The sequence below is a fragment of the Occultella glacieicola genome (assembly GCF_004353825.1).
In the GTDB taxonomy this organism is placed as follows: domain Bacteria; phylum Actinomycetota; class Actinomycetes; order Actinomycetales; family Beutenbergiaceae; genus Occultella; species Occultella glacieicola.
The window spans coordinates 309,933-333,948 of record NZ_SMNA01000002.1; the positions used below are offsets into that span (position 1 = coordinate 309,933).

General features: G+C 71.3%; 25 protein-coding genes. 15 read left to right on the forward strand and 10 right to left on the reverse strand.

Going from position 1 to position 24,016, the window contains the following annotated elements:
- The first annotated feature begins 2 nt into the window (after positions 1-2).
- Positions 3-134, forward strand: coding sequence for a putative transporter small subunit (locus EXU48_RS24875; RefSeq protein ID WP_210768444.1), 132 nt, complete (start codon positions 3-5; stop codon positions 132-134).
- A gap of 96 nt (positions 135-230) precedes the next feature.
- Here the strand turns inward: EXU48_RS24875 and EXU48_RS04355 are convergent, their stop codons facing one another.
- Together EXU48_RS04355 and EXU48_RS04360 are read right to left on the reverse strand one after the other, a co-directional pair.
- A complete protein-coding gene (locus EXU48_RS04355) occupies positions 231-1,607 on the reverse strand; it encodes a multidrug effflux MFS transporter (protein ID WP_235856824.1) in 1,377 nt (458 codons plus the stop codon).
- A 288-nt stretch (positions 1,608-1,895) separates the two neighbouring features.
- Entirely contained in the window at positions 1,896-2,471 is a 576-nt protein-coding gene (locus EXU48_RS04360; RefSeq protein ID WP_133106359.1) for an HhH-GPD-type base excision DNA repair protein, read from the reverse strand.
- A 380-nt stretch (positions 2,472-2,851) separates the two neighbouring features.
- Here EXU48_RS04360 and EXU48_RS04365 point away from each other — a divergent pair, with 380 nt between their 5' ends.
- From EXU48_RS04365 to EXU48_RS04395, 7 genes are all read left to right on the forward strand, one after another.
- A complete protein-coding gene (locus EXU48_RS04365; RefSeq protein WP_207947622.1) occupies positions 2,852-3,772 on the forward strand; it encodes a transporter substrate-binding domain-containing protein in 921 nt (306 codons plus the stop codon).
- Between the two features lie 12 nt (positions 3,773-3,784).
- Positions 3,785-4,561 (forward strand): ectoine/hydroxyectoine ABC transporter permease subunit EhuC, encoded by a 777-nt coding sequence (gene ehuC, locus EXU48_RS04370; RefSeq protein WP_133106361.1) that lies wholly within the window; start codon positions 3,785-3,787, stop codon positions 4,559-4,561.
- Positions 4,561-5,208, forward strand: coding sequence for an ectoine/hydroxyectoine ABC transporter permease subunit EhuD (gene ehuD, locus EXU48_RS04375; RefSeq protein WP_133106362.1), 648 nt, complete (start codon positions 4,561-4,563; stop codon positions 5,206-5,208). Before ehuC ends, ehuD begins: the two co-directional genes overlap by 1 nt.
- Entirely contained in the window at positions 5,195-5,989 is a 795-nt protein-coding gene (gene ehuA, locus EXU48_RS04380) for an ectoine/hydroxyectoine ABC transporter ATP-binding protein EhuA (RefSeq protein WP_235856825.1), read from the forward strand. Before ehuD ends, ehuA begins: the two co-directional genes overlap by 14 nt.
- A 168-nt stretch (positions 5,990-6,157) precedes the next feature.
- Entirely contained in the window at positions 6,158-7,591 is a 1,434-nt protein-coding gene (locus EXU48_RS04385; protein WP_133106363.1) for an MFS transporter, read from the forward strand.
- Entirely contained in the window at positions 7,588-9,036 is a 1,449-nt protein-coding gene (locus EXU48_RS04390) for a pyridoxal phosphate-dependent decarboxylase family protein (protein WP_133106364.1), read from the forward strand. The genes EXU48_RS04385 and EXU48_RS04390 overlap by 4 nt, the downstream gene beginning before the upstream one ends.
- Positions 9,037-9,069: 33 nt before the next feature.
- Entirely contained in the window at positions 9,070-9,657 is a 588-nt protein-coding gene (locus tag EXU48_RS04395; RefSeq protein WP_133106365.1) for a TIGR03086 family metal-binding protein, read from the forward strand.
- Between the two features lie 39 nt (positions 9,658-9,696).
- On the opposite strand, the gene EXU48_RS04400 is transcribed toward EXU48_RS04395, so the two are convergent.
- From EXU48_RS04400 to EXU48_RS04430, 6 genes are read right to left on the reverse strand one after another with little or no spacing between them, the layout of a single operon-like run.
- Positions 9,697-10,170, reverse strand: a complete 474-nt coding sequence (locus tag EXU48_RS04400; protein ID WP_133106366.1) for a hypothetical protein — start codon at positions 10,168-10,170, stop codon at positions 9,697-9,699.
- The gene (locus EXU48_RS04405) at positions 10,167-10,640 is read right to left on the reverse strand and encodes a TadE/TadG family type IV pilus assembly protein (RefSeq protein ID WP_235856826.1); all 474 of its coding nucleotides are present in this window, start codon (positions 10,638-10,640) and stop codon (positions 10,167-10,169) included. The genes EXU48_RS04400 and EXU48_RS04405 overlap by 4 nt, the downstream gene beginning before the upstream one ends.
- Positions 10,637-11,005: a TadE/TadG family type IV pilus assembly protein gene (locus EXU48_RS04410; protein WP_133106367.1), complete on the reverse strand. Its 369-nt coding sequence runs from the start codon at positions 11,003-11,005 to the stop codon at positions 10,637-10,639. Before EXU48_RS04410 ends, EXU48_RS04405 begins: the two co-directional genes overlap by 4 nt.
- Complete coding sequence (locus EXU48_RS04415) at positions 11,002-11,187, reverse strand: hypothetical protein (RefSeq protein WP_133106368.1); 186 nt, start codon at positions 11,185-11,187, stop codon at positions 11,002-11,004. Before EXU48_RS04415 ends, EXU48_RS04410 begins: the two co-directional genes overlap by 4 nt.
- A gap of 11 nt (positions 11,188-11,198) precedes the next feature.
- Positions 11,199-12,995 carry a type II secretion system F family protein gene (locus EXU48_RS25380; protein WP_328591617.1) on the reverse strand — a complete coding sequence of 599 codons (1,797 nt, stop codon included), beginning with the start codon at positions 12,993-12,995 and terminating at the stop codon, positions 11,199-11,201.
- A 4-nt stretch (positions 12,996-12,999) separates the two neighbouring features.
- Positions 13,000-14,226 carry a CpaF family protein gene (locus EXU48_RS04430; protein WP_133106370.1) on the reverse strand — a complete coding sequence of 409 codons (1,227 nt, stop codon included), beginning with the start codon at positions 14,224-14,226 and terminating at the stop codon, positions 13,000-13,002.
- A 231-nt stretch (positions 14,227-14,457) separates the two neighbouring features.
- Here EXU48_RS04430 and EXU48_RS04435 point away from each other — a divergent pair, with 231 nt between their 5' ends.
- From EXU48_RS04435 to EXU48_RS04460, 6 genes are all read left to right on the forward strand, one after another.
- Positions 14,458-16,128: a serine/threonine-protein kinase gene (locus EXU48_RS04435; RefSeq protein WP_133106371.1), complete on the forward strand. Its 1,671-nt coding sequence runs from the start codon at positions 14,458-14,460 to the stop codon at positions 16,126-16,128.
- A 70-nt stretch (positions 16,129-16,198) separates the two neighbouring features.
- The gene (locus tag EXU48_RS04440) at positions 16,199-16,738 is read left to right on the forward strand and encodes a DUF488 domain-containing protein (protein ID WP_133106372.1); all 540 of its coding nucleotides are present in this window, start codon (positions 16,199-16,201) and stop codon (positions 16,736-16,738) included.
- Between the two features lie 100 nt (positions 16,739-16,838).
- Positions 16,839-18,233 carry an extracellular solute-binding protein gene (locus tag EXU48_RS04445; protein WP_407938708.1) on the forward strand — a complete coding sequence of 465 codons (1,395 nt, stop codon included), beginning with the start codon at positions 16,839-16,841 and terminating at the stop codon, positions 18,231-18,233.
- Complete coding sequence (locus tag EXU48_RS04450; RefSeq protein ID WP_133106374.1) at positions 18,230-19,174, forward strand: carbohydrate ABC transporter permease; 945 nt, start codon at positions 18,230-18,232, stop codon at positions 19,172-19,174. The genes EXU48_RS04445 and EXU48_RS04450 overlap by 4 nt, the downstream gene beginning before the upstream one ends.
- A gap of 8 nt (positions 19,175-19,182) precedes the next feature.
- Positions 19,183-20,073, forward strand: a complete 891-nt coding sequence (locus EXU48_RS04455; protein WP_133106375.1) for a carbohydrate ABC transporter permease — start codon at positions 19,183-19,185, stop codon at positions 20,071-20,073.
- Positions 20,070-21,356 (forward strand): glycoside hydrolase family 32 protein, encoded by a 1,287-nt coding sequence (locus EXU48_RS04460; protein WP_133106376.1) that lies wholly within the window; start codon positions 20,070-20,072, stop codon positions 21,354-21,356. The genes EXU48_RS04455 and EXU48_RS04460 overlap by 4 nt, the downstream gene beginning before the upstream one ends.
- Here EXU48_RS04460 and EXU48_RS04465 read toward each other — a convergent pair.
- Positions 21,322-22,350 carry a LacI family DNA-binding transcriptional regulator gene (locus EXU48_RS04465; protein WP_235856857.1) on the reverse strand — a complete coding sequence of 343 codons (1,029 nt, stop codon included), beginning with the start codon at positions 22,348-22,350 and terminating at the stop codon, positions 21,322-21,324. The genes EXU48_RS04460 and EXU48_RS04465 overlap by 35 nt on opposite strands.
- Positions 22,351-22,471: 121 nt before the next feature.
- A complete protein-coding gene (locus EXU48_RS04470; RefSeq protein ID WP_133106378.1) occupies positions 22,472-23,389 on the reverse strand; it encodes an SH3 domain-containing protein in 918 nt (305 codons plus the stop codon).
- Positions 23,390-23,602: 213 nt separating this feature from the next.
- Between EXU48_RS04470 and EXU48_RS04475 the strand changes: the two genes are divergently transcribed.
- Complete coding sequence (locus tag EXU48_RS04475; RefSeq protein ID WP_133106379.1) at positions 23,603-23,911, forward strand: hypothetical protein; 309 nt, start codon at positions 23,603-23,605, stop codon at positions 23,909-23,911.
- Positions 23,912-24,016 lie beyond the last annotated feature (105 nt).

Genomic DNA, 24,016 nt, shown 5'->3' on the forward strand with positions numbered 1-24,016 from the left:
ACATGTCCACCATCGCCCTGACCGTCTACGTCCTGATCTGGCCTGCGGTCGTCGCCGTGGTCCTGTACGTGATCGGCCGCGCCTTCTTCACGGAGTGGCTCGAGGCCCGCCGGGAGGGCCGCGACATCATCTGAACCTCCCCGACACCCCGACCATGCCCGACGGCGGCGCTCATCTCCCAGGGTGAGCGCCGCCGTCGGGCGTGGTACGGCGTTCTTGCCACCGGCGGCTCAGGCGGTCCAGCCGCCGCGGCGGTACGCCGGGGTGCCGAACGCGAGCACCGCGAGCGAGAGGAGCATCGCGGCCACGATCACGATGCTCATCGCGGCGGCCGTGCCGCCGAGCAGGCCGACCAGGGGGGCGACCAGCCCGGCCACCCCGGACTGGGCGCAGCCGATCATGGCCGCGGCGGCGCCGGCGCGCTCACCGTGGCGGGTCAGCGCCAGCGCGGAGGCGTTCGGCGGGATCAGCGAGTTCACCGCGAGCATCAGCCAGAGCGGGATCAGCAGGCCGACCAGGCCACCGAAGCCGGTCACGCCCACCACGAGCAGCACCACGGCGAAGAACGTGGCGACCGGCAGCGCCAGCCGCATGATCCGGATCGGTGCGAACCTGCGCACGAGCGCCGCATTCACCTGCGCGCCGGCCACGAGGCCGATGCCGTTGATGGCGAACAGGAGCGAGAACTGGTGCTCGGACAGCCCATACCCCTCGCGGATCACGAACGGCGAACCGGAGACGTAGGCGAACAGGGCGGCCATGCCCAGGCCCGGCAGCAGCGCGAGGGCCACGAACTGACGGTCCCTGAGCAGCACCCCGTAGGAGCCGATCACGGCGCGGGTGCTGGTGCTGCGCTTCTCCTTCGGCAGCGACTCGGGCAGGTAGCGCGCCACGATGAAGAACAGGATGACCCCGTACAGGGCGAGCGCGGCGAACACCATCCGCCAGTCCCAGATCGAGGCGATGACCCCGCCGATCGTCGGCGCCAGCAGCGGCGCGACACCGATCACCAGCATCAGCCGGGACAGCACGGCCGAGGCCTCGGCTCCGGAGAGCCGGTCCCGGATCACGGCCACGGCCACCACCCCGGCGGCGGCGTTGCCCATGCCCTGGATCATCCGCAGCACGATCAGCGGCGCCACGTCCGCGACCAGCAGGCACAGCAACGAGGCGACCACGTGCACCACGAGGCCGACCAGGACCGGGAGCCGGCGCCCGTACCGGTCCGAGAGCGGGCCGATGAGCAGCTGCCCGAGCGCGCCGCCGATCAGCGTCGCGGTGATCGTGAACTGCACCGAGGCGGTGCCCGCCGCGAGGTCGGTGACCACCTCCGGCAGCGACGGCAGGTACATGTCCGTGGTCAGCGCCCCGAGTGCGGACATCGACCCGAGCAGCAGGATCAGCTTCACGGGCGCGCGTCGCCTCGCGGCCGGGGCCGGCTCGGTGCGGTGGCCCGGGTCCGCCGGAACCGGTGGGACCGGCGGGATCGTGGCCATGGCAGGGGCGAACTGATCCGCGGGGTCGGCCCGCAACTCCTCGTCGAACGCCTCCGGTGAGGTGCGGACGGGGTCGCCGGGCGCGCGCAAGGGTGAGGTGTCGGCAGTCAATCGAGGATTCCCGTGGGGCGAAGGGGGCGAAGATCGGGCGGCCGGGAACAGACCCTCGGCAGCACCCATTCTCCGCCCTCGGAGGCCCGAAGTCGAATCGTTTCGTGCCCGGAATCATGTGATGCTGGCGACATCGCCGGGCGCGCTGGCCGGGCGCGCTCGCGTCAAGGGACGGGCAGTGAACGGGCAGGAAATCATCGGGTGTCAGGCGGCGTCGGCCACGCCCTGCCGTGCGGGTCGTGACGTGCCGCGGGCCGGTCCGCCAGGCCTGCGCGCGCTCCCCCGGACTCAGGCCTTGGCAGCCTTGGCCGCGGCCTTGGCGGCGCGCTTGGTCTCGCGCACCTTGAGCAGCGAGTCGGGGTCCACCACGTCGGCGATCGACCGGTACGAGCCCGGCTCGCCGTAATTGCCGGCCGCCTCCCGCCAGCCCGGCGCCGCGAGGCCGGCCTGCTTGCCGAGCAGCGCGAGGAAGATCTTCGCCTTCTGCTCGCCGTAGCCGGGCAGCGCCTTGAGCCGGCGGAGCACCTCGCCGCCGTCGGGGTCGCCGGCTGTCCAGATCCGGGAGGCATCGCCGTCGTACTCGGTGACGATCGCCGCGGCCAACGCCTGGATCCGCTCGGCCATCGAGCCCGGGAACCGGTGCACCGCGGGCGGGGTGGCACACAGTGCCTTGAACTCCTCGGGATCCATGCCCGCGATCGTGACGGCGTCGATGCCGCCGACTCGCTCGGCGATCTTGTGCGGGCCGACGAAGGCGGTCTCCATCGCAACCTGCTGGTCCAGGAGCATCCCGATCAGCAGGGCGAACGGGTCGGAGGAGAGCAGCGTGTCGGCGTCCGCGTCGCCGGTCAGGTGGAGGTCCATGGGCCGATCCTGCCACTCGGCCAGTGCCCTGACCACCGGCGTTCAGGTAAAGAATGAGCAATGCATACGTCATGGGTAACGCGTACAAATGTGGAGGTTATCTCAACAGAGTAACAATGGCGGCACCCGGATCCAGCCCTGATCGGGGCCGGATCGGTGAGGGCCCCGTGTGCCGTCAGGCGCACGACCATGCGGCTGAGGGCCGATCGTCCGATAGCCGCCCGAGAGCCGGAAAATGGCCGAATTCTGCGTTTGTGGGGCCCAAGGGAGGCGCCTACGGTGGATCGACACCATGACCGTCGGGGTGACCCGTCCGGTGCCGCGCGCCTCAGTGGTCGCGCCGCCGGGAGGCTATGCCTCGTCCAACCGAAGGGACCATGATGACAAACAGTTCGCGCCGCAAGGCCGCGATGTTCGCGACGGCGGGAGTCGTCGCACTCGGGCTGGCCGCCTGCGGGGGTGGCGGCGACGACGGCGGAGAGACCGGCGGCGGCACCGGCGGTGGGGACACCGGCGAAGCCCTGACCCTCGAGCAGTTGCAGGAGGACGGCACCATCACCGTCGGCTTCGCCGGCGAGGCCCCCTACAGCTTCGAGGAGGACGGCGAGTTGACCGGCGCCACGGTGGCCCTGCAGGAGCGGATCTGGGGCGAACTCGGCATCGACAACGTCGAGGGCGTCCAGGCCGAGTTCGGCCAGTTGATCCAGGGCCTGAACGCGGGCCGCTTCGATGTGATCGCGGCCGGGATGTCGATCCTGCCCGAGCGCTGTGAGCAGGCCATCTTCTCCGACCCCGAGTTCCAGTACACGACCGCGTTGATGGTCCCCGAGGGCAACCCGGAGGGGCTCACGGACATCCAGTCGATCGCCGACTCCGGCGTGCAGATGGCCGCCATGACCGGCGCCATCGAGGCCACCTATGCGACCGACCTCGGCATCTCCGCCATGGAGGTCGGCAACCCGCAGGACGGCATGGACGCGGTGGTCAACGGCCGCGCCGACGTGTTCGCGCTCACCGGGATCTCGCTCAACTGGATGGCCGACAACAACCCGGACGCCCCGATCGAGGTCACCGAGTCGTTCGTCGCGAACATCGACGGTGTCGAGCAGTTCGGCGCCGGTGGCACCGTGTTCCGCCCGGCCGACACCGAGCTGCGGGACGCCTACAACGAGCAGCTCGCGCCCATCGTCGAGGACGAGGCCACCTACCTCGAGGTCGTCGGTGACTTCGGCTTCACCGCCGAGGAGCGCCCGACCGGGGACTTCACGACGGAGCAGCTCTGCGCGGGCGAACTCGGCTGAGTCGACCGGCGCATGTCTGACAACTTCGATGCGCTGATCGCGGCGCTCCCCGACCTGCGCAGTGGCGTCTTCATCACGCTGCAGCTCACGGTCGGGGGCGTCGTGCTCGCGTTCGTCATTGCGATCGTCCTCGGCCTGGGTGCCCGCAGCCCGCGCTGGCCGGCGCGAGTGCCGTCCCGGATCCTCATCGAGTTCTTCCGGGGCACCTCACTGTTGGTTCAGCTGTTCTGGTTCTTCTACGTCATGCCGCTCTTCGGCATCAAGCTCGACGCGCTGCTGTGCGGCGTGCTCGCGCTCGGTCTGAACTACGGCGCCTACGCCGCCGAAGTGGTCCGCGGTGCAATCAACTCCGTGCCGAAGGGGCAGTGGGAGGCCGCCACCGCTCTCTCGCTGAGCCCGGTGCGCAAGCTCCGCAAGATCATCTGGCCGCAGGCCTGGGCGATCATGATCCCCTCGCTGGCGAACCTGGCCGTGATGCTCCTCAAGGGCACCGCCGTCGCCTACATCATCCTCATGCATGACCTCACCTGGGAGACCGACCAACTGCGCCAGACCACTGGCAACACGTTCTTCGCCTACGGCGTCGGCATGATCGGCTACTTCCTGATCGCCTACCTGATGGTGCTCGGCGCGAACGCGCTCGAGCGGCACGCCAAGCGCCGGCTCGGGCAGGGTCCCCCGAAGGGCGGCCTGTTCAGCGTCCGGATCACGGACAAGGCAACCGCCGCGCCGATGCCGGCCGCGAACGCAGGCGGAGGCGGCGCCGGCGCCGGAGGGGGTGTCGTCTGATGGATTGGTGGAGTTGGGACCGCGCCCTCGAGGTGCTCCCCGAACTGCTGGTCGCCTTCGTCCAGGTCACCCTCGTCGCGACCGTGATCGGCTCGGTGATCGCGGCCGTGCTCGGCCTGATCATCGCGATCACGCGCCGCACGGCCCCGGCGTTCATCGCCAGGCCCGTGCACGCCGTCATGGAGTTCATCCGGATGACACCCATCGTCATCCAGCTGCTGTTCGTGTTCTACACGTTCAACACCGTCGACGGCATGACGCTCGGTGTGATCGTCCTGGGCGTGCACTACGCCAGCTATATGGCCGAGGTGTACCGGTCCGGGATCGACGCCGTGCCGAAGGGTCAGTGGGAAGCCGCCACGGCCCTGTCGATGTCGCCCGCGCGCACCTGGCGCAAGGTGGTCATCCCTCAGGCGCTCCGCACCACCCTGCCCGCCCTGGGCACCTGGGTGATCTCGATGCTCAAGGACACCCCGTACCTCACGGTCATCTTCGTGGTGGACATGGTGCGGCAGGCCGAGAACTACGGATCGCGAACCTTCGTCTACACGGAGTCGATCACCATGGCCGGCCTGATCTTCCTGGCCGCCAGTTACCCGACCTCGGTCCTGCTGCGCAGATTGGAGAAGCGCCTTGCCACCTACTGATTCCACCGCGGTCACCGGACAGCCGGCGATCCGGTTCGAGAACGTGGTCAAGAAGTTCGGCGACAACACCGTCCTGGACGACCTGAACTTCGACGTCCGACGCGGCGAGCGGGTCACCCTGATCGGGCCGTCCGGATCGGGCAAGACCACGATCCTGCGCCTGGTGATGACCCTCGAACACCTGACCGGCGGCTACATCTACGTCGACGGGGAGCCGCTCACCCATCTCGAGGTGAACGGACGCCGGGTCGAACGCCGGCCGAAGGACATCGCCAGGTCCACCCAGAAGATCGGGATGGTGTTCCAGCAGTTCAACCTGTTCCCGAACATGTCCGTGCTGGAGAACATCACCGAGGCCCCGGTGCACGTGCTCGGCAGGTCCTCCGAGGAGGCCCGCACCCGCGGGCTGGAACTCCTGGACATGGTCGGCCTTGCGGACAAGGCCGAGGAGCACCCCACCCGGTTGTCCGGTGGCCAGCAGCAGCGGGTCGCGATCGCCCGGGCCCTGGCCATGGATCCGGAGATCCTGCTCCTGGACGAGGTCACCTCGGCCCTCGACCCGGAACTGGTCGGCGAGGTCCTCGGGGTGCTCCGGGACATCGCCAAGAGCACGGACATCACGATGCTGATCGTCACCCATGAGATGCAGTTCGCCCAGGACGTCTCGCATCGGGTCTTGATGTTCGACGGCGGCAAGATCGTCGAGGAGGCCTCACCGGACGTGATGTTCACGTCTCCGACCCACGAGCGCACCCGGTCGTTCCTGCAGGCCGTGCTGTAGCAGCTCACCACGGGACCCCATGGGCTCCGTATCGACGAAGCCCCGCCGCACCTTCCGGTGCGACGGGGCTTCGAACGCCTCCCGCACACCCGCCACCGGAGCGGTTCCGTTCCACGACATCGTCAGGAACGCGCCCGGGTGGCGTCGGATCACTCCTAGCATGCAGGGATGGTCCTGCCACAGAGACGGGAAGCACGCACCCTGCGGCGAGGCACCGTCGTTCGCTACGCGGTCGGCTCGGTCGGGACCGGTGGGTTCGGGACCCTGCCCGGTCTGGTGCTGCTCGTCTACCTGACGAACACGCTCGGTGTGAGCCCCGCGTTCGCCGGTGCCGCGTTCACGGTGTCGAAGGTCTGGGACGTGATCATCGACCCCTGGATCGGCGCCCGCAGCGATCGCAGCCTCGCCCGCACGGGGGCCCGGCGCCGGTTCATGGTGCTCGGTGCGATCGGCTTGCCGGTGTTCTTCGTCCTCACGTTCGCGGTGCCGCCCGGGCTACCGGAGGCGGCCTCGGCGGCGTGGGTCCTCGTCGCCTTCCTGCTCGCGGCCACCGCGTTCAGCCTGTTCCAGGTGCCCTACATCGCCCTCCCGGCGGAACTGGTGGACAGCTATGACGAACGGACCCGGCTGCTCTCGGCCCGCGTCGTCGTCCTCGCCCTGTCGATCCTCGCGTTCGGCGGTGGTGCGACGGAGCTCGTCCGGCTCGTCGTGGCCGGCGGCGGCACGGAGTACCTCGGCTACCTCGTGATGGCTGCCGTGGCCGGGCTGGTCTTCCTGGTCGCGTTCCTGATCACCGCCACCGTCGAACGCAGCGTGCGTGGTGGGTCGCCGGTGCCCGCTTCGGGAACGGGAACCGAGTCCGGCCCGACGGCGGGGCTGCTCGAGCACTACCGGCGCGGCTGGTCGGCGCTCCGGGGCAGTCAGCCCTATCGGGCCCTGCTGGTCACCTTCGTGATCCAGGCGCTCGCGATCGGGCTCATGCTCGCGGGGGCCGCGTATATCGCCGCCGAGGTCCTCGGCACCGGGGTGCTGCTGCTGTTCCTGTCCCTGATCGCGCCGGCGCTGGTGGTCACGCCGCTGTGGGCGGTGATCGCCCGCCGGGCCGGCAAGGAGCGGGCGTATCGCCTCGCGTCCGTGTTGTTCGCGGTCGCAGCCCTGTCCCTGATCCTGCTCGTCTGGTTCCCGGGGTCGTGGCTGTATGCCCCGGTGGCGATCGCGGGTGCCGCCTACGCCGGACTGCAGTCGCTGCCGCTGGCGATGCTGCCGGACACGGTCGCCGACGACGCGCGGAGGAACGGACCCGGCCGGGCCGGCACCTTCAGCGGTGTCTGGACCGCGGGCGAGACCGCCGGGATCGCATTCGGCGGCACCATCCTGTCGGTCGTGCTCGCGGTGACCGGGTTCGTCCCGACCGTCGCCGGGCAGACCGCCACCCAGCCGGAGAGCGCGATCGTCGGCATCATCGCGGGCTTCAGCGTCATCCCGGCCGCGCTGATGCTGCTCAGCCTGGTCCCGCTGTCCCGGTACCCGCTGCGCAGGGCGGACATCGACCGAACCGCGCGCCCGGCCCACGCCCTACCGAACGGAAGCAACCCTGCATGAGCGATTTCGCCGTCGACCCGTCCGCCATCCTTGACGAGCTGCGAGCGCTGCGCGAGCACGACGCCCCCACCCACGGCGGCCGCGTGCTCTCCTACGTGTACGACCCGGGTCTGGCCGAGCTCGACGAGCTCGCCGCCGACGCCTCCCGGCTCATGCAGCCGGTGAACGGGCTCGATCCGACCACGTTCGGCTCGGTCGCAGCCCTGGAGCGCGACCTGGTCGGTTTCGTGCGCGACCTGCTGCACGGCGACACCGACGTGGTCGGGACGGTCACGACGGGCGGCACCGAGTCCTGCCTGCTGGCGGTCAAGACCGCCCGGGACGCCTGGGCCGCCGCCGGCGGGACCGGCACCGCGCGGCTGGTCCTGCCTGCGACGGGGCACGCGGCGTTCCGGAAGGCGGCGCATTACTTCGGGCTGACGCTCGACGTCGTCCCGGTCTCCGCCGAGGGGGTGGTCGCCGTCGCCGACGTCGAGGCCCGGCTCGGGCCGGACGTCGCGCTCGTCGTGGTCTCGGCCCCCTCCTACCCGGTCGCGGTCCTCGACCCGGTGTCTGCGGTCGCCGAGGTCGCGGCCGCCCGCGGCATCGACGTCCACGTCGATGCCTGCCTCGGCGGGCTCGTGCTGCCGTTCTGGCCGGACCTGCCCGCGTGGGACCTCGCCGTCCCGGGGGTCACGAGCATCAGCGCCGACCTGCACAAGTACGGGTACGCGCCGAAGGGGGTCTCGGTGCTGCTGCAACGCGGCCGCGACCGGCAGCGGCTGCAGTACTTCGCCACCACCTCCTGGCCCGGCTATCCGGTCGTGAACCCGACGATCCTCGGCTCCAGGTCCGCCGGACCGCTGGCCGCGGCGTGGGCGATCAGGCGTGCGCTCGGGATCTCCGGCTTCCAGACGCTCGTCGACTCGACCCGGCGGTCCACCGGCGCCATCGTCGAGACGGTGGCCGGGATCGAGGGCCTGCGGGTGCTCGGCAACCCGGTCGGACCGCTGCTCGCGGTCGCCACCGACCCCACGGTTCCCCCGCCCGCCCGGGTCGATCCGCACCATTGGGCGGACGCCGTGCGCAACCTCGGCTTCGTGCTCCAACTGCAGCCGGCCAACGGCGCCATCGGGTCCACGACGCACCTGACCGTCACCCCGGTCACCGAACGGGTGCTGCCCGACCTGCTGGCCGCGCTCACCACCGGCGCGGACGCGGTGCGCGGTACCCCGCACGCCGACGCGACCCCACTGCTCGGGCAGCTCCCGCCGTCCGCCGGCCCCCTCGACTCCGAGACGGCCGCCGCGATCCTCGCCGGCTTCGGCATCGGTGCCGGTGGCCCGCTGCCGGACGCGCTCGCCCCGCTGCTGGCGATCATCGAGGCCACACCGCCCGTCCTCGCCGAGCGACTGCTCACGGAACTGCTGGCCCGGCTCGTCGAGCCGGGCGCCGGCTACCACTAGCCACGCCCCACCCGCCGATGGTTGCCTGAACGCATGAACGCCGATCTCAGGGGAATCCACAACGACGCCCTCGCCGACGCCACCGCGCTCGTGGATCGGCTCGCACCCGAGGACCTGCGCCGCCCGAGCGCCTGCGCCGGGTGGTCCGTGGCCCAACTCCTCGCCCACATGGTCGGGCAGCACCACGGGTTCACCGCCGCCTTACGGGACGGCGAGGCGCCCGCGTCCGCGTATGTGCCGATCCCGTTCACCCGCAGGGCCTGGGACGAGTCCGTCGCCGCAATGAGCGAGGCCTTCGCCTCCCGGGCGCTCGACGACACCGTCCTGGAGGTCGAGCTGCACCCCACCAGGGCGCTGCCGGTCGCCACCTTGCTCGGCGCCCAGTTCCTCGACACGGTGATCCACACCTGGGACCTGGCCTGGGGCCTCGGCGAGACCTTCGAGCCGCCCGCGCAGCAGGCCGAGATCGTCCTGGGCATCGCGCAGGGCATCCCGGACACGGCCTACGGCACCGACGGAGGCACCGCGTTCGCCCCGCGGCTGCCGGTGTCCGGGAGCGCCTGGCAGCAGGCCCTGGCGCTCGTCGGCCGGGACCCGATGAGTGTCGGTGGCCGCGGCTGACGCCGAGAGCGGCTGCGTCGGCAGGCGGCGAGGTCCGTCTCAGCCGGCCTCGGCGCGCGCCGTCACCTCGACGGTGATGCCGTCCGTCCAGGGCAGCAGCACCCACGGCACCAGCGGCGGCCGGCTCACGGCACCGAGGCTGACCTCGGCGACGTCACCGTCCGGGCTCCCGGTGGGCTCGACGATCGCGAACTGCTCGAACTCCTCGGTCATGCTCGCCGGTGCCGCCCGCAGGTACTCCTCGACCGCGGCCCGGACCGACGCGTCGGTGAGCGGCAGGTCCACCGTGCTCGGCCGGTCGGTGGTGTAGAACTGCGCCTCGTCGACGGCGTCCGCGGCGTCGGCCGCGAGCGCGTCGGCGAGGGAGAGCAGCCTCTTGCGCTCGAGGTAGACGGAGGCGACCGAGGCGACGACCATCACCAGCGCGAGCGTGACCAGACCGTAGATCAGCGACAGCAGGAGGATCTGCCCGTCCTCGCTCCCGCCCCGCGGGCGGGCACGGCTATTCCTCACGGCCGCTCCCGGTAGGTGTCGACGGCGGTCATGGCCTCGGCCTCGATCGCGACCTCCATCGGCAGGGCATCGGCCATGAACGCCGGCGCCCCGGGCAGCGACACCGTGGTGTCGATGCGCAGGTGGATGAAGGAGCCAGGGGTCAGGCACGGATCCTCGGCGCAGGTCACCGTGAGGATCCGGTCACCGTCGACCGTGATCCCCTGGTCCGCGAACGCCAGTTCGACGGCCAGGGTCGCCAGGGCGAGACCCTCCTCCATGGTCTCGGCGTCGGAGATCAGCCGGCCCGCGTCGCGGGCCGCGCCCTCGGCGGCGAACCCGGCCGCCTCGATCCGGCCCAGGGTGATGATCAGGTAGACGATCGGCACCAGCAGCACCAGGGAGACGCCGAGGAACTCGACGACCGCGCTGCCCCGCTCGGCCTCGCCGGACCGTTCGAGCCGGGACCGCACCCACGCCCTGAGTCTCACTCCTGTACCGCCCTGCCGGTCACGTTCACAACGCCTGAGGGACCCAGCAGGCCGAGGACCGGAATCGGCGCGCTCACACGGATCTCCACCAGCGTGGCACCCGGATGGTTCAGGTAGCCGGCCTCGAGGTTCTCCGCGTAGAAGTCGGGGAGGGTGGAGGTGATCAGGTCCGCGGTCCGTTGCTGCCCGGCCGCGAGCGAACTGCCCTCCAGTGCCGCGTATCTGGCCCCCTCGGACGCACTGTCGATCAGGATGTTGCGCACGTGCAGCGTGAGCGCCAGTTGCACCACACCGAGCACCAGGACCGTCACCAGCAGCGAGACCAGTAGGAAGTCGACGACCGCCGAGCCCCGCTCGGATCTCATGCGCCGAGCACGCGCTCCATGGCCGTGTTGAAGACCTGGGTCAGTGCCTCGCCGGCCAGGGCCCAGATCAACACCACCAGGCCGGCCGTCATCAGCGTGACCAGCACCCACCCGGGCACGTCGCCACGCTCGCCGTCGGCCCGCAGCCGTCGCTTGAGTTCGCTCGCCCAACTTCTCATCATTCACCCTTCTCCTACAGGCCGACCCGAAGGACCGAGATCCCCGGGAAGACCGCGAACAGAACACTCGTGGGCAGAAGCACGAAGACCACCGGGATCATCATCAGGATCTCCCGCTTGCCGCCCTCCTCCATCAGCGCGCGCTGGCCCACCTCGCGTGCGTCCTGAGCCTGGGCGCGCAGCACGTCCGCGAGCGGGGTGCCTCGCTCGACGGCGGTTGCGACCCCCTCCGTGAACCGGGAGATGCTCGGGAGCAAGATCCGCCCGGACATCCGGTCCAGCGCATCCGTCAGCGGGATGCCCGACCTCACCTCGGCCAACGTTCGGCCGATCTCCCCGGACAGTTCGCCCGTGGTGGTCCGTGAGACCCGGTCGAGGGCGGCCACCGGCGCCTCCCCCGCGCCCACCGCGAGCGCGAGCAGTTCCGCCACGGTCGGGAACTCGGCGATCATCCGGCGCTCGCGGGTACCCACCTGATGACTCAACCACTGGTCCCGGGCCAGGGCGCCGCCGACGCCGCAGAGCAGCACCAGGACCGTCAGCGGCACGACCCCCGCACCCCGCGTCGCCCCGAGCGTGAGCGCCGCGACCAGCCCGACGGCGAGGCCGATCGCGGACCACACGACCTGCTCGGTGCGGAACTGCTCGACCGAGGCCGACGACCCCGCACGGACGAGTCGACCTCGGATCCCGACCGTGGAACTGCCGAGCCGCTCGAAGAGCCGCGTGGCATCGCCGACGACGGGTCGCAGGATTCGTTCCAACGTCGGGAACGGCGTGATCGGCTGCGGTGTCACGAGCAGGCGTGACGTCGTCGGGCGGTCACGCAGATAGGGCGACACCCGATCGATCAACCGGACCCGGCGTGCCGACAGGCGCCACAGGACCAGGCACAGCCCGACACCGAGCATCAGGCCCAGCGCGGCCCCGGTGAGTGCCGGACTCTCCAGGTTCATCGCAGGACCCGCAGGTCCTCGGGCAGCCGCCCGATCCCGAACCATCAACAGATACGCCGACGCGGAGGCCAGTGCTCCGAACAACAGGACCGCGGCGCCGACGGCGGTGTTGAACGCCGCCGCCGTCTCCGGCCGCGTGCTGAGCAGCGCCAGCACCAGCCAGGGAGCCGCCGCCGCGAGCCGGGCGCCGTTGACGGTCCAGGACTGACGTGCCTCAAGTTCTCCCCGCGCCCTCAGGTCCTCCCGCAGGAAGGCGGACAGCGTCCGCAGGAGTCGACCGAGGTCGGTGCCACCGACGTCCCGGGTCAGCCGCAGGGCCTCGATCAGGCGGTCCGCGACCGGGTCTGCGAGGCGTGCCTTGAGCCGGTCGAGCGCGTCGGAGAACCTCCCCGTGGCGCGATAGTCGTCGGCGAACGCGCGGAACTCGGCGCGCATCGGCTCCGGTCCTCGCTCCGACAGGCTGATCAGGGCTTCGGGCAGCGACATGCCGGCGCGGATCCCCGAACTCAGGTCGTCCACCACCTCGGGCCAGAGCTCCCGAAGTTCGGTGCGACGCCGCCGGGCTCGGGAGCGCACGTAGGCCCCCGGTGCGAGTGTGGCCAGCACCGCGAAGCTCGCCGCGATCGTCGGTGACCCGGTCACCGCCGCCGCGACCACGAAGACGACCAGACCTATCGCCACGCTGGTTCCGTAGAAGGCGGCCGGCCGCACGCCGGCCATGCCTGCCTGGACCAGGAGGTCCTGGGTGCGGTCCCCGCGGGCGTTCGGTCGCGCCGGTCTCGGCTGCTGCGGCCCGAACGACCACCAGATGCACAGCAGTCCCACGCCCAGGAGCAGACCCGCGACCGTGCCCATCGTCTCAACTCGCCGCCAGGAGTTCCCGGATCCGGTACCCGGCCCGAGCGAATCGCTCCTCGTGCGGCGGGTAGCCGCCGGCGCGGGCGAGCCGGCCATCGCGCCGTTCGAAGAGCGGGGCGATCTCGATGACCCCGTCCTCCGACCGGCCGGACAGCGCGACGATCTCCCGGACCCGCCGGTGCCCCTGGGAGTCGAGGTCGAGGTGGACGACGAGGTCGATCGCCGCGGCCACCGTGGGTACGACGAACCGGTCGGAGACGTTCTCACCGGCCAGCAGCGGGAGCGTGGTCATCTTGACGACGGCCTCACGGGCCGAGTTCGCATGGATCGTACACATGCCCGGGATCCCGGCGTTCAGGGCGATGAGCAGGTCGAGGGCCTCCGCTTCGCGGACCTCGCCGATGATCAGCCGGTCGGGGCGCATCCGAAGCGACTCCTTCACGAGGCGCCGCAAGGGGATCTCACCCGTGCCCTCGAGGTTCGCCTGCCGGCACTGCATGGCCACCACATCCCGGGCCACGAGCTGGAGTTCGAACACCTCCTCACACGTGATCACGTGCTCGCTCGACGGGATGGCGCCGGCGAGCGCATTCACCATCGTCGTCTTGCCCGCCTGCGTCGCCCCGGACACGAGGAGGTTCAGGCCGGACACCACCGCCGCCTCCAGGAAGGCCCCCGCCTCCGCGGTCAACGAGCCGAGCGCCACCAGGTCCCCGATGCGTCTAGCGCGCACCACGTACTTGCGGATGTTGATCGCCCAGTGCTTACGGGTGACGTCGGGGATCACGGCGTGCAGGCGCTCTCCGCCGGGCAGCGAGGCATCGACGAACGGGTTGCTCAGATCCAGCCTGCGCCCGGAGAACCGCAACATCCGCTCGACGAGATCCCGGATCGCGACCTCCGTGAGGATCGTCGTCGTCAGTTCCGGCCTGCCGCTCTTGGCGACGAACACCTTGCCGGGCTCGTTGATCCAGACTTCCTCGATCTCCGGGTCGTCGAGGTACTGCTGCAGCGGTCCGAGTCCGCTGATGACATCGTGCAGGCTCTTGGCGGTGATCTCGAGATCGTCCAGCCGCGGCACGTGGCCGAGCAGCGAACGGTCCTCGTAGTCGGCCACCGCCGCTCGGATCAGTCCGCGCACGTCCGCATCGTCGCGCTCGGGGTCGAGGCCCCGGCGGCGGATGAGCTCGCGCACCTCCTGCTCGAGGAGTACCACCCCCTCGCCCATGAGTCCCCCTGAGCCCGGCACCGTGCCTCGCCGCAACGGTGAAGTGCGTCACACGGTAGCCGACGCGCGCACCCCTGAGAAGGCCCTGTGGATGACCACCTGGCGTCGTTCGAAGGCGCGCGCCCGCACCGGCCGGGAGGCGCGGCCACCGCCGCAACCATACGATCGAAGAGTGACCAGATCGACCGACCGAGTCCTCGACGACCCGGCCGTCCGCCCGAGACGGGTCCGGTGACCACTCCCATGACGGCGCGGACGCTGCTCGCCGGGCGCTACGAGTTGCTCAGCCGGATCGGCCATGGAGGCATGGGTCAGGTCTGGCGGGCCCATGACCGGGAACTGCGGCGCGACGTCGCGGTCAAGACCGTCGACATCTCGAGCGACGGGGCCAGCGGTGTGGCCGAGCGGTTCCGCCGCGAGGCGGTCGCGTCCGCCGCGCTGTCGCACCCGAACATCGTCACGGTCTTCGACGGTGGTACCGACGGGGCCATCGCCTACCTCGTGATGGCACTGCTGCACGGTCGGACGGCCGCCGAACTGCTCGCCGAGGGCGGTCCGCTGCCCCTCGAGCGTGCCCTCGACCTCACCGAGCAGGCCGCCGCCGGCGTCGGCGCCGCCCACCGGGTCGGCATCGTGCACCGCGACCTCAAGCCGGCGAATCTGTTCGTCGAGGGCGACGTCGTCCGGGTCCTCGACTTCGGGATCGCCCAGTTGATCGGACACCAGGGCGAGACCCTGACCGCCGCCGACGCCGTCATGGGCACGGCCTCCTACCTGGCGCCCGAGCAGGCCCGCGGAGACCGGGCCACCGAGCGCAGCGACGTCTACGCGTTGGGCTGCGTGCTGTATGCCCTGTTGACCGGTCGTGCGCCATACACGTCCGAGCACCCGATCGGGCTGCTGCACCAGCACCTCGAGGCTCCGGTGCCCCTCGTCGGCGACCTTCGCCCCGACGTACCGCCCGCCGTGCAGGACTTGGTCGCCCGGATGATGGCGAAGGAACCCGGCGAGCGGCCCAGCGACGGTGACCACGTCCGCGCCGAACTCGCCGGCCTGCGATCCGATGACGGCGTCGCCCGGCCCGTGCTCGCGGCGGCCCCGGCCGCGGTGGTCCCCGCCGACACCGAGGCGATCTCGGTCGGTCGGGACGACGAGGACTGGGTGTTCCCGGACCCCGCCGAGGGGGGATCCCGCGCCGACGCCGACCACCGGCGCCGGCGCCCGGTGGCATGGTTCGCGGCGGCCGCGGCGATCACGCTGCTCGGCGTGCTGGCCGTGCTCCAGCTCGGACCGCGCGACGCGTTGCCGCTGACCGGGATTGCGGCTCCTCCCGAGTCACCGGTCGCCAGTGCACCTGCCGACCCGCCGAGGACGACGACGGACGACACCGCGCAGGCCGAGCCCACCGATCCGGCCGTCGATGTGGCCGCCCCGCCGCCGGAGGCCGCGGACGCCGCACCTGCGGAGCAGAGCGGCGGCCGGGCCGACGGCGGTGACGGCGAGGGCGCAGACGGCGCCGTCGGGGCCGTGACCGCGACCGAGGACGGCGGGGGTGGCACCGTCACCCCACCCGAGCCCGCACCGGAGCCGACGCCGGCCCCGACCACGCAGGCCCCGTCGGACAACTCGGCCGAGGTCGCCGCGGCCGTCGACGGTGTCCGGTCGGCGATCGACGGCGCCCAGTACGGCGACCGCGCCGCGCAGACCCGCGGCGAACTGAACCGCGCCGTGGACGCCGTCGTGCGCCGGATCGAGCAGGACCGGCCGGCGGACGCACGCGCGGACCTGGACGCCGCCCAGGCGCTCGTCTCCACCATGGTCACCGACGGGCGCATCACCGGTGGCAGCGCCGCGATCGACTCCGCGCTCGCGAACCTCGGCTCCGCTGCGGATCTGCCGTGACCGACGGGTCGGTGGCGACCACCCGTCACGGCCGCACCCGCTGTGCGGCCGGTCCACGTTCCTACACTGAATGGTGCCCTTGCTGCTGACCTTCGGCCACGGACGCCTGGATGCCGAGGGCCTCGCCGGGCTGCTACGCGGCGCCGGCATCGAACGGGTCGTCGACGTGCGCCGGTTCCCGGGTAGCCGCGCCAACCCGGCCGCGGCCCGGGGCGCGGTCGAGGAACTGGCCACCGGCCTCGGCATCGGCTACCGATGGGACGAACGCCTCGGCGGACGGCGCAGCCTGACCGCCCCGGAGGACGTCGCGTCCATGGACCCGTGGTGGCAGGTCGCCGCGTTCCGGGCCTACGCCGGATGGACCCGCTCGCCCGAGTTCCGCGCGGCGGTCGCGGACCTGCTGCGCGACTGCGACGCCCAGGTGACCGCCGTCATGTGCTCGGAAGCGGTGTGGTGGCGCTGCCACCGACGGATCATCGCCGATGTGCTCACCCTCGCCCACGCCACCGACGTCCGCCACGTGTTGCACTCGGGCGAGCAGAGCGCCCATCCGGTCAGCGCCGGAGCTCGCCGCTGCGGCGACAACCTGTACTGGGACCGCACCGACTGAGAGGCCCCTCCTTTCGGTCCCCTTGACAGGGACCTCATCTCGGGTGCACGCTACCTGTCACGTGTTAGGTGACACGTGACAGGTAGAGGAAGTAGCAACGATGCACATGGAACCTGAGATCACCCGGCGCCTCGCCCTCGGAGCCCTCGGGGTCGCCGGCGCCGCCGCCGTCGGGCTGTCCTGGCCCCGGCTGACCGCGAGCGACATCCCCGGTCGCGGCGAGGACGTCCTGACCGTCGCGATCCTCGGCACGTCCCAGGACGCCGCCTCCCGACAGGGCCTCGTGGACGCGTTCACCGAGCAGCACCCGGACATCCGGGTTCGGATCCAGGCGATTCAGGGCAACGACTGGGGGGATTTCTTCTCGAAGATCCTCACCATGATCGCCGCCGGCACTCCCCCGGACGTGGTCAACGTGGCCACCGAGGGCACCCAGTTGTTCGCCTCCCGGATGGCCGAGCCGCTCGACTCCTACGTGTTGCGCGACGCCGCGGACCTGCAGGAGTACTTCGACGACGTTCACCCGACCCTGCTCGAGGCGTTCATGTACGAGGGCAGCCTGTTCCAGCTACCCACCGACTTCAACGCCGCGAACATGTACCTCAACACCGACGCCCTGAACACCGCCGGCCTCGACCGGCCGGCAGATGACTGGACCAAGGACGACTTCACCGATCTGCTGCGTGCGATGCGCACCACGAACACCGACGACTTCGTGCCGTACTTCTGGACGAACCGGCTGTTCGGCGGCCTTGTCCCGTGGCTCTACGTCAACGACACCAGCTTCCTGACCGAGACCAAGGCACCCGGCGGGGACTGGTTCTGGGACCGGTTCTACCCCGGCGAGCAGCGCAGCGGCGGCTACCGGTGGCTGGAGTCGAACGCCGAGGACCCGCTGGTCGCGGAGTCGGTGGACTACCTGCGCGAGCTCGTCGCCGAAGGGCTCGGCACCCGCCCCGAGGAGGGCGGCGGCGGCGCCCTGGTCGGCCTGTTCGCCTCCGGGCGGATCGGCACCACACCGGCCGGTGGCTACTGGGCCCAGGGCCTGCACGAGGCCGGCATGGACGCCGACGGCTTCGACGTCCAGTTCTTCCCGCGCTGGCGCACCCAGCGGCACCAGTTCGGTGCCGCCGGCTACGCGATCATGGCCACCTCCGAGCGCAAGGACGCGGCCTGGGAGTGGGTCAAGTTCTCCGCGACGAAGCCGGCCATGGAGCTCGCCTACCCGCGCCCGACCACCACCCCGACCCGCCGCTCGATGGTCAACGAGGCGTTCTACGCCGACACCGGCCCCCACAACTGGCAGGTCTTCTACGACACCCTCGACACGTTCCCCAGCACCGGACCGATCCCGGCCCCGCCGCAACAGGCCGCCGTCGAGACCGCCCTCATCAAGAACGTGTCCGCCGCCGTCAGCGGCAGGGCCGCGGGCGTGCCGGGCGCCCTGGCAGCCCTTGACCGCGACCTCACCCAGGCCCTGAGGAGGACCGCATGAGCGCCGCCGCCCTGCCCACGGCACGTGCCGGCGTCGACCGTGGTGCCGGCCCCCGCACCCAGGGCCCGCCCTGGCGCCGCCGGCTCGTGGTGCTGACGTTCCTGGCACCGACCATCATCGGCATCGGGATCTTCACGCTCGGCCCGATCATCGCCTCGATCCTGCTCGCCTTCTTCCGGTGGGACATCATCACGGCGCCGGAGTTCGTCGGCCTGTCCAACTTCGCCGACATCGTCACCGACCCGACCGTGCGGGTCTCGTTCACGAACACGCTGGTGTTCGTGGTGGTCGCGGTGACGCTGCAGATCGCGGTGTCCCTGGCCCTGGCCGTCCTGATCGCCCAGCGGATGCCCACCTGGGCGCGCACGTTCTTCCGCTCGGTGTTCTTCTTCCCGCTGATCCTGTCCGCGGCGAGCGTCTCGATCATCATGCGCTACCTGTTCAACGAGGAGTTCGGCGTCGTCAACTGGCTGCTGTCGCTGGTCGGCATCGGCGGCGTGCCGTGGCTCACCTCCCCGACGGCGTCCGCGGTCGTGATCGTGCTCGTCTACGTCTGGCAGCAGTTCGGGTTCACGTTCCTGTTGTTCGTCGGCGGACTCGCGTCGATCCCCACCGAGGTCTACGAGGCCAGCGCGATCGACGGGGCCACCGGGTGGCGGCAGCTGCGTTCGATCACGCTGCCGCTGCTGTCCCCGACCATGCTCGTCGCCTGCGTGATGGCGGTGATCTCCGCGCTGCAGATCTTCGACCAGCCCTACGTGCTCACCCGCGGCGGCCCCGGGGACGCCACCCGAACCGCGGTGATGGTGATCTACGAGTCCGCGTTCCGTCAGCTCGAGTTCGGCCGGGCCAGCGCCATCGGCGTGGTCCTGATGCTCCTGATCATGGGCGTCACCGCCCTCCAGTTCCGCCTGTCCCGACGCTTCGTCTTCTACCAGTGAGGTCGACGATGACCACCGCAACCGCACCCCGCACCCGCCCTGCCCCGACCCCCGCCCGGCCGCAACGCCGAAGCAGAGCCGTGCCGACGCCGTCGGCCGTGGCCCGCACCGCGTTCCTCGTGGTGGCAGCCGCGCTGACCCTCGGGCCGGTCATCTGGACCGTCTCGACGTCGCTGCGCAGCCCGGCCGAGTCCTTCACGCTGCCGCCGCAGCTGATCCCGACCGATCCGGACCTGACCCCGTACATCCAGGTGTTCTCCCAGATCAACATGGGTCTGCTGACCCTGAACTCCGCGCTGGTCACCGGCTTGATCGCGGTCGGGCAGATGATCACCGCGGCCCTGGCCGGGTACGCGTTCGCGCGCCTGGAGTTCCGGGGTCGCAGCGTGTGGTTCTCGCTGGTGCTGGCCACGATGATGGTCCCGGTCCAGGTCACGATCGTGCCGGTGTTCATGATCATCCGCGGCCTGGGTCTGTCCGACACGCTCCTGGCGCTGATCCTGCCGGCCATCCCGACGGCGTTCGGCACGTTCCTGATGCGCCAGTACTTCCTGGGCCTGCCGGTCGAGCTCGGCGAGGCGGCCTCGATCGACGGTGCCGGGCCGTGGCGCACGTTCGCCTCGATCTACGCGCCGCTCGCCCTGCCGGGCCTGGCCATCATCGGCATCCTCGCGTTCAACTTCCACTGGAACGAGTTCTTCCGCCCCCTCATCCTCACCATCAGCGAGCAGAACTTCACGTTGCCCCTGGGCCTGGTGTCCCTGCAGGGCAACATGGGCACCGGGTCGATCTCGGTGGTGCTCGCCGGTGTGGTGCTGTCCATGATCCCCGCCCTCGTCGTCTTCCTGTTCGGGCAGCGCCCGCTGCGCGAGGGCCTGACCGCCGGAGTCTCCAAGTGACCGACCTCTCGACCGTGCTCGATCCGTTCCCGCACCTGCACATCCGCCCGCCGCAGGGGTGGGTGAACGACCCGAACGGGATCGGCCACTGGGAAGGACGCTGGCACGTCTTCTACCAGTACAACCCCGACGCCCCGGTGCACGAGAACATCCACTGGGGGCACGCCTCCTCGACCGACCTGCTCACCTGGCGCGACGAGCCGGTGGCGCTCGCGCCACGGCCGGGCACGATCGACGCGGCCGGCGCGTGGAGCGGGGTCGCCACGATGGACGACGGCGAACCGGTCCTGGTCTACACCGCGGTGCCGGACGTCGCGGCGAACGCCGGGGTGGCGCTCGCACACCGGGGCGCCGACGGCGCCTGGGTCCCGGACGACGCGCTGGCCGCGCCCGCGCCGGGCGGCGACCTCCGGGAGATCCGCGACCCGTTCTTGTTCACCGCCGGCGGGGCTCGCTACGCGCTCATGGGCGGTGGCCGCACGGACGGCACCCCCGTGGTGCTCGTGTACGCCGCGGACGACCTGGGCCACTGGGAACTGCTCGGCGACCTGCTCGACGGTTCCGACCCGGTCGCGACCGGCGTGGCGCCCGGCAAGATCTGGGAGTGCCCCCAGCTGGTGGCCCTGCCCGACGGCGCAGGTCGCCTGAGGTGGGTGCTGATCCTCTCGCTGTGGGACGACTCGGGCGACCACCACCTGCAGGGCGTGGCCGCCCTGGTCGGCGACCTCGACCTGAGCGGGCCGCACCCGGCGTTCCGGCCGGCCGCCGGACAACGGCTGGACACCGGTCCGGACTTCTACGCGCCGCAGGCCGTGGCAGGCCCGGACCGGACGCTGCTGTGGGGCTGGACCTGGGAGGCGCGCTTCCGGTCGGCTGCGGAGGTCGCCGGCGCCGGGTGGGCTGGGGCGCTCACCCTGCCCCGTGAGCTCTCCCTCGACGGCGACCGGGTCGACTCGGTACCCGCCCGGGAGTTGACCGGTCTGCGCCGGGCCCGACTCCCGGTGGCCGGCTCCGGCGCCGAGGTGACGGTGCCCGCGTGGGAGGCCGTGGCCGACGGCGGCCTTGTGGTCGGTCTGCGCGGCCGCGACGGCGAGCGTGAGGTCTGGCGCACGCCCGCCGGCGCGCACGTGGGCTCACGGGTGCTCGTGGACGGCTCGGTCGTGGAGGCGTTCGCCGGCCCGGACGCGCACACGGTGCGCGCCTACCCGGGGCCGGGCGAGGTGTGGACGGTCCGCGCCGGCGGCGGGCTCAGCGTGTGGGAGCTGGGCCGACCGAGTCCCTGACCACCAGGTTGCACGGCACCAGGACGTCCTGTTCCGGCAGCGGCCGGCCGTCGAGGACATTGTCCAGGAGCAGTTCCATCGCGAGTTCCCCGATCCGCCGGTGCGGCAGGTCGATCGTGGTCAGCGGCGGCGACATCTGCGCGGCCACGTCGGTCTCGTCGTCGTAGCCGATCACGGACACGTCCTGCGGCACCCGCAGGCCGAGCCGAGCCGCGGCGAGCACCACCCCGACCGCCACCCGGTCGCGGGCGCACACGAACGCCGTCGGGCGCTGTGCCGCGGGGACGTCCAGCAGCGCCGCCGCGTGCCGGGCGCCGGTCTCGATGCTCCAGCCGGCATCGATCACCCGGGCCTGCGTGGCACCGACCTCCCGGGCCGCGCGCTCGAACCCGCGGCGCCGGCGCTCGGTCGCGGGGATGTACTCGCGCTCGTCCTGGTCCCGCCCGGCAAGCATCACCACCCGCCGGTGGCCCTGGTCGAACACGGCCCGCGCCGCCCGGTAGCCACCCTCGAGCTCGTCGGCGATCACCCCGGCCGGACCGCCGGGCGCGAAGCAGTTGGCCAGCACCGTGGGCAGCTCGACCATCGACGGGTCGGGCGTGACCTCCCGCATGGACATGGCCGCATGCACGAACGCGTCGACCTGGCGCCCGCGCAGGGCCGCCACCATCTGGTGCTCGCGGGCGTCGTCGAGGCCGTAGTCGGCCACGATGGTCAGGTAGCCGCGGGCGAACGCCGCCTCGCGGGCCCCCTGCAGGAGCGGGCCGGCGAACGGGCTGGTGGTGATCTCGTCGGTGACGATGCCGATCGTGGAGGTCGACCGGCGCCGCAGGTTCACCGCGGAGGCGTTCGGCCGGTACCCGAGTTCGGCCGCGGCCGCATGGATCCTGGCTTGGTTCGCCGCGGAGATGCTGCCCTCGCCACGCCCGTTCAGCACCAGGGAGACGGCGGTCCTGGAGACCCCCGCTCGCCGTGCCACGTCCGCACTGGTCACCGTCAACGCTGCGCTCCTAACTCGTGTCAGGTCACCATCGTAGCCAGCGCGCTGCGGTGCGGTGCGATCCGACATCCGCCGATCGTGACCGGACCGGGCGCGCGGGTCGGATCGGGTGGCCTCAGGACGTGCTGGCGTGCACGTGGTCGTAGTGGTTGGCCGTGGCGCTGCCGCGATCTGCCAGGTGGGCCCACGCACCGGTGGCGTCGCCGGCCATCCAGATCTGCTGCTCGAAGATCAGGTAGGTGATGCCGAGCTCACCGGCATGTGCCTGGAGGAACCCGGCGATCTCCCACCCGGCGGCGCCGGTGACCATGATGTCGAGGGCGTGGCCGGACCCGTGGTCGCCGCCGTCGCCGGCGCGGTAGCCCCCGTAGGCGGAGGCGACGCCGGGGAACGCGGCACACACGGCGCGGTAGGCCGCCGCGGCGTTCGCCGCCAATGACGACTCGATCTCCTGGCTGGTGGTGCACGCCGCGCCGGAGACGCCCGGGTCCTCGGGCTCCTGCGCGACCGGCTCCTCGTCGGCGAGGTAGTTCGAACTCACCCACGCCACCCGCTCGCCCCAGATCACCTGGGTCCAGCCGTCGGCGCTCGCGCCGGTCACGTCGACCGCGTCGGCCCACGCGAACGTGGTCAGCCGCTCGTCATCGACGGACGGACCCGAGCGGACGTTGACGGCGGAGGTCACCCACAACTGGCCGGTCACCTCGGGCAGGGGTTCGGGCGTGCTCGTCGCGGGGTCCGGCGTCGGCGTGGGCGTGGGTGCGTCGACCGATTCGCGCGCCTCAGATCGTTGCGCGACCTCGTCGGAGCGTTCGTCGAGAACGGTGCCGGCTGTGCCGTCGGTGCCGTCGGTGCCGTCGGTACCGATGAACGGGACCGGGGCCTGCGCCGTGGACCTGGTCGCGGGGCTCTGGTCGACCGGGACCGCGGCGGCCAGGCTCGCGAGCGCGAAGGCGCCCGCAGCGGCGGCGCCGAGCATCCGGGACAACGGCGTGCGCCGGGTCCCGACGGCACGGTGACGGCCTGCTGGCACGAAGTTCCTCACGGTCGATCGGTCATGGAGCCGAGCCATCGTAACCAAATCGTTATCAAAAGTCAGATGACGTGAGGTGGGTCACGAGCCCTCGCACTCGGTTCGACGGTGAACCGATCCGGCGCGGCAGACAGTTCCTGGGACCGCACTCAGGTTGTCCACAGATCACGGATGCCACTGGCCCGACGACCCGACGGCGCCTATCGTCGGTACATGCCGAAGACTCCCACCGAGCTCGAGCGCAAGGTCGATCAACTGGACAACGATGTCCACGAGATCTATTCGATGCTCACCACGATCACCGACCAGCAGTTGGCTCACGACGCTCGCTTCGACTCGATCGACCAGCGGCTCGATGGCCACAACAGCCGACTCGACTCGATCGACCAGCGGCTCGATGGCCACAACACCCGACTCGACTCGATCGACCAGCGGCTCGATGGCCACAACACCCGACTCGACACGATCGACCAGAAGTTGGATACGGTCATCACGATCCTGGGTGGAGCACCGCAGGGCTGAGCCACCGTCGTCGGGTGCCCGGCCGGGCGTCCTGCGCGTCTCGCAGGAGCCCCTCGGGCCGGCGACGTGCGCGCGTCGGTGGCGGATGCCTCGACCCCCTGGATC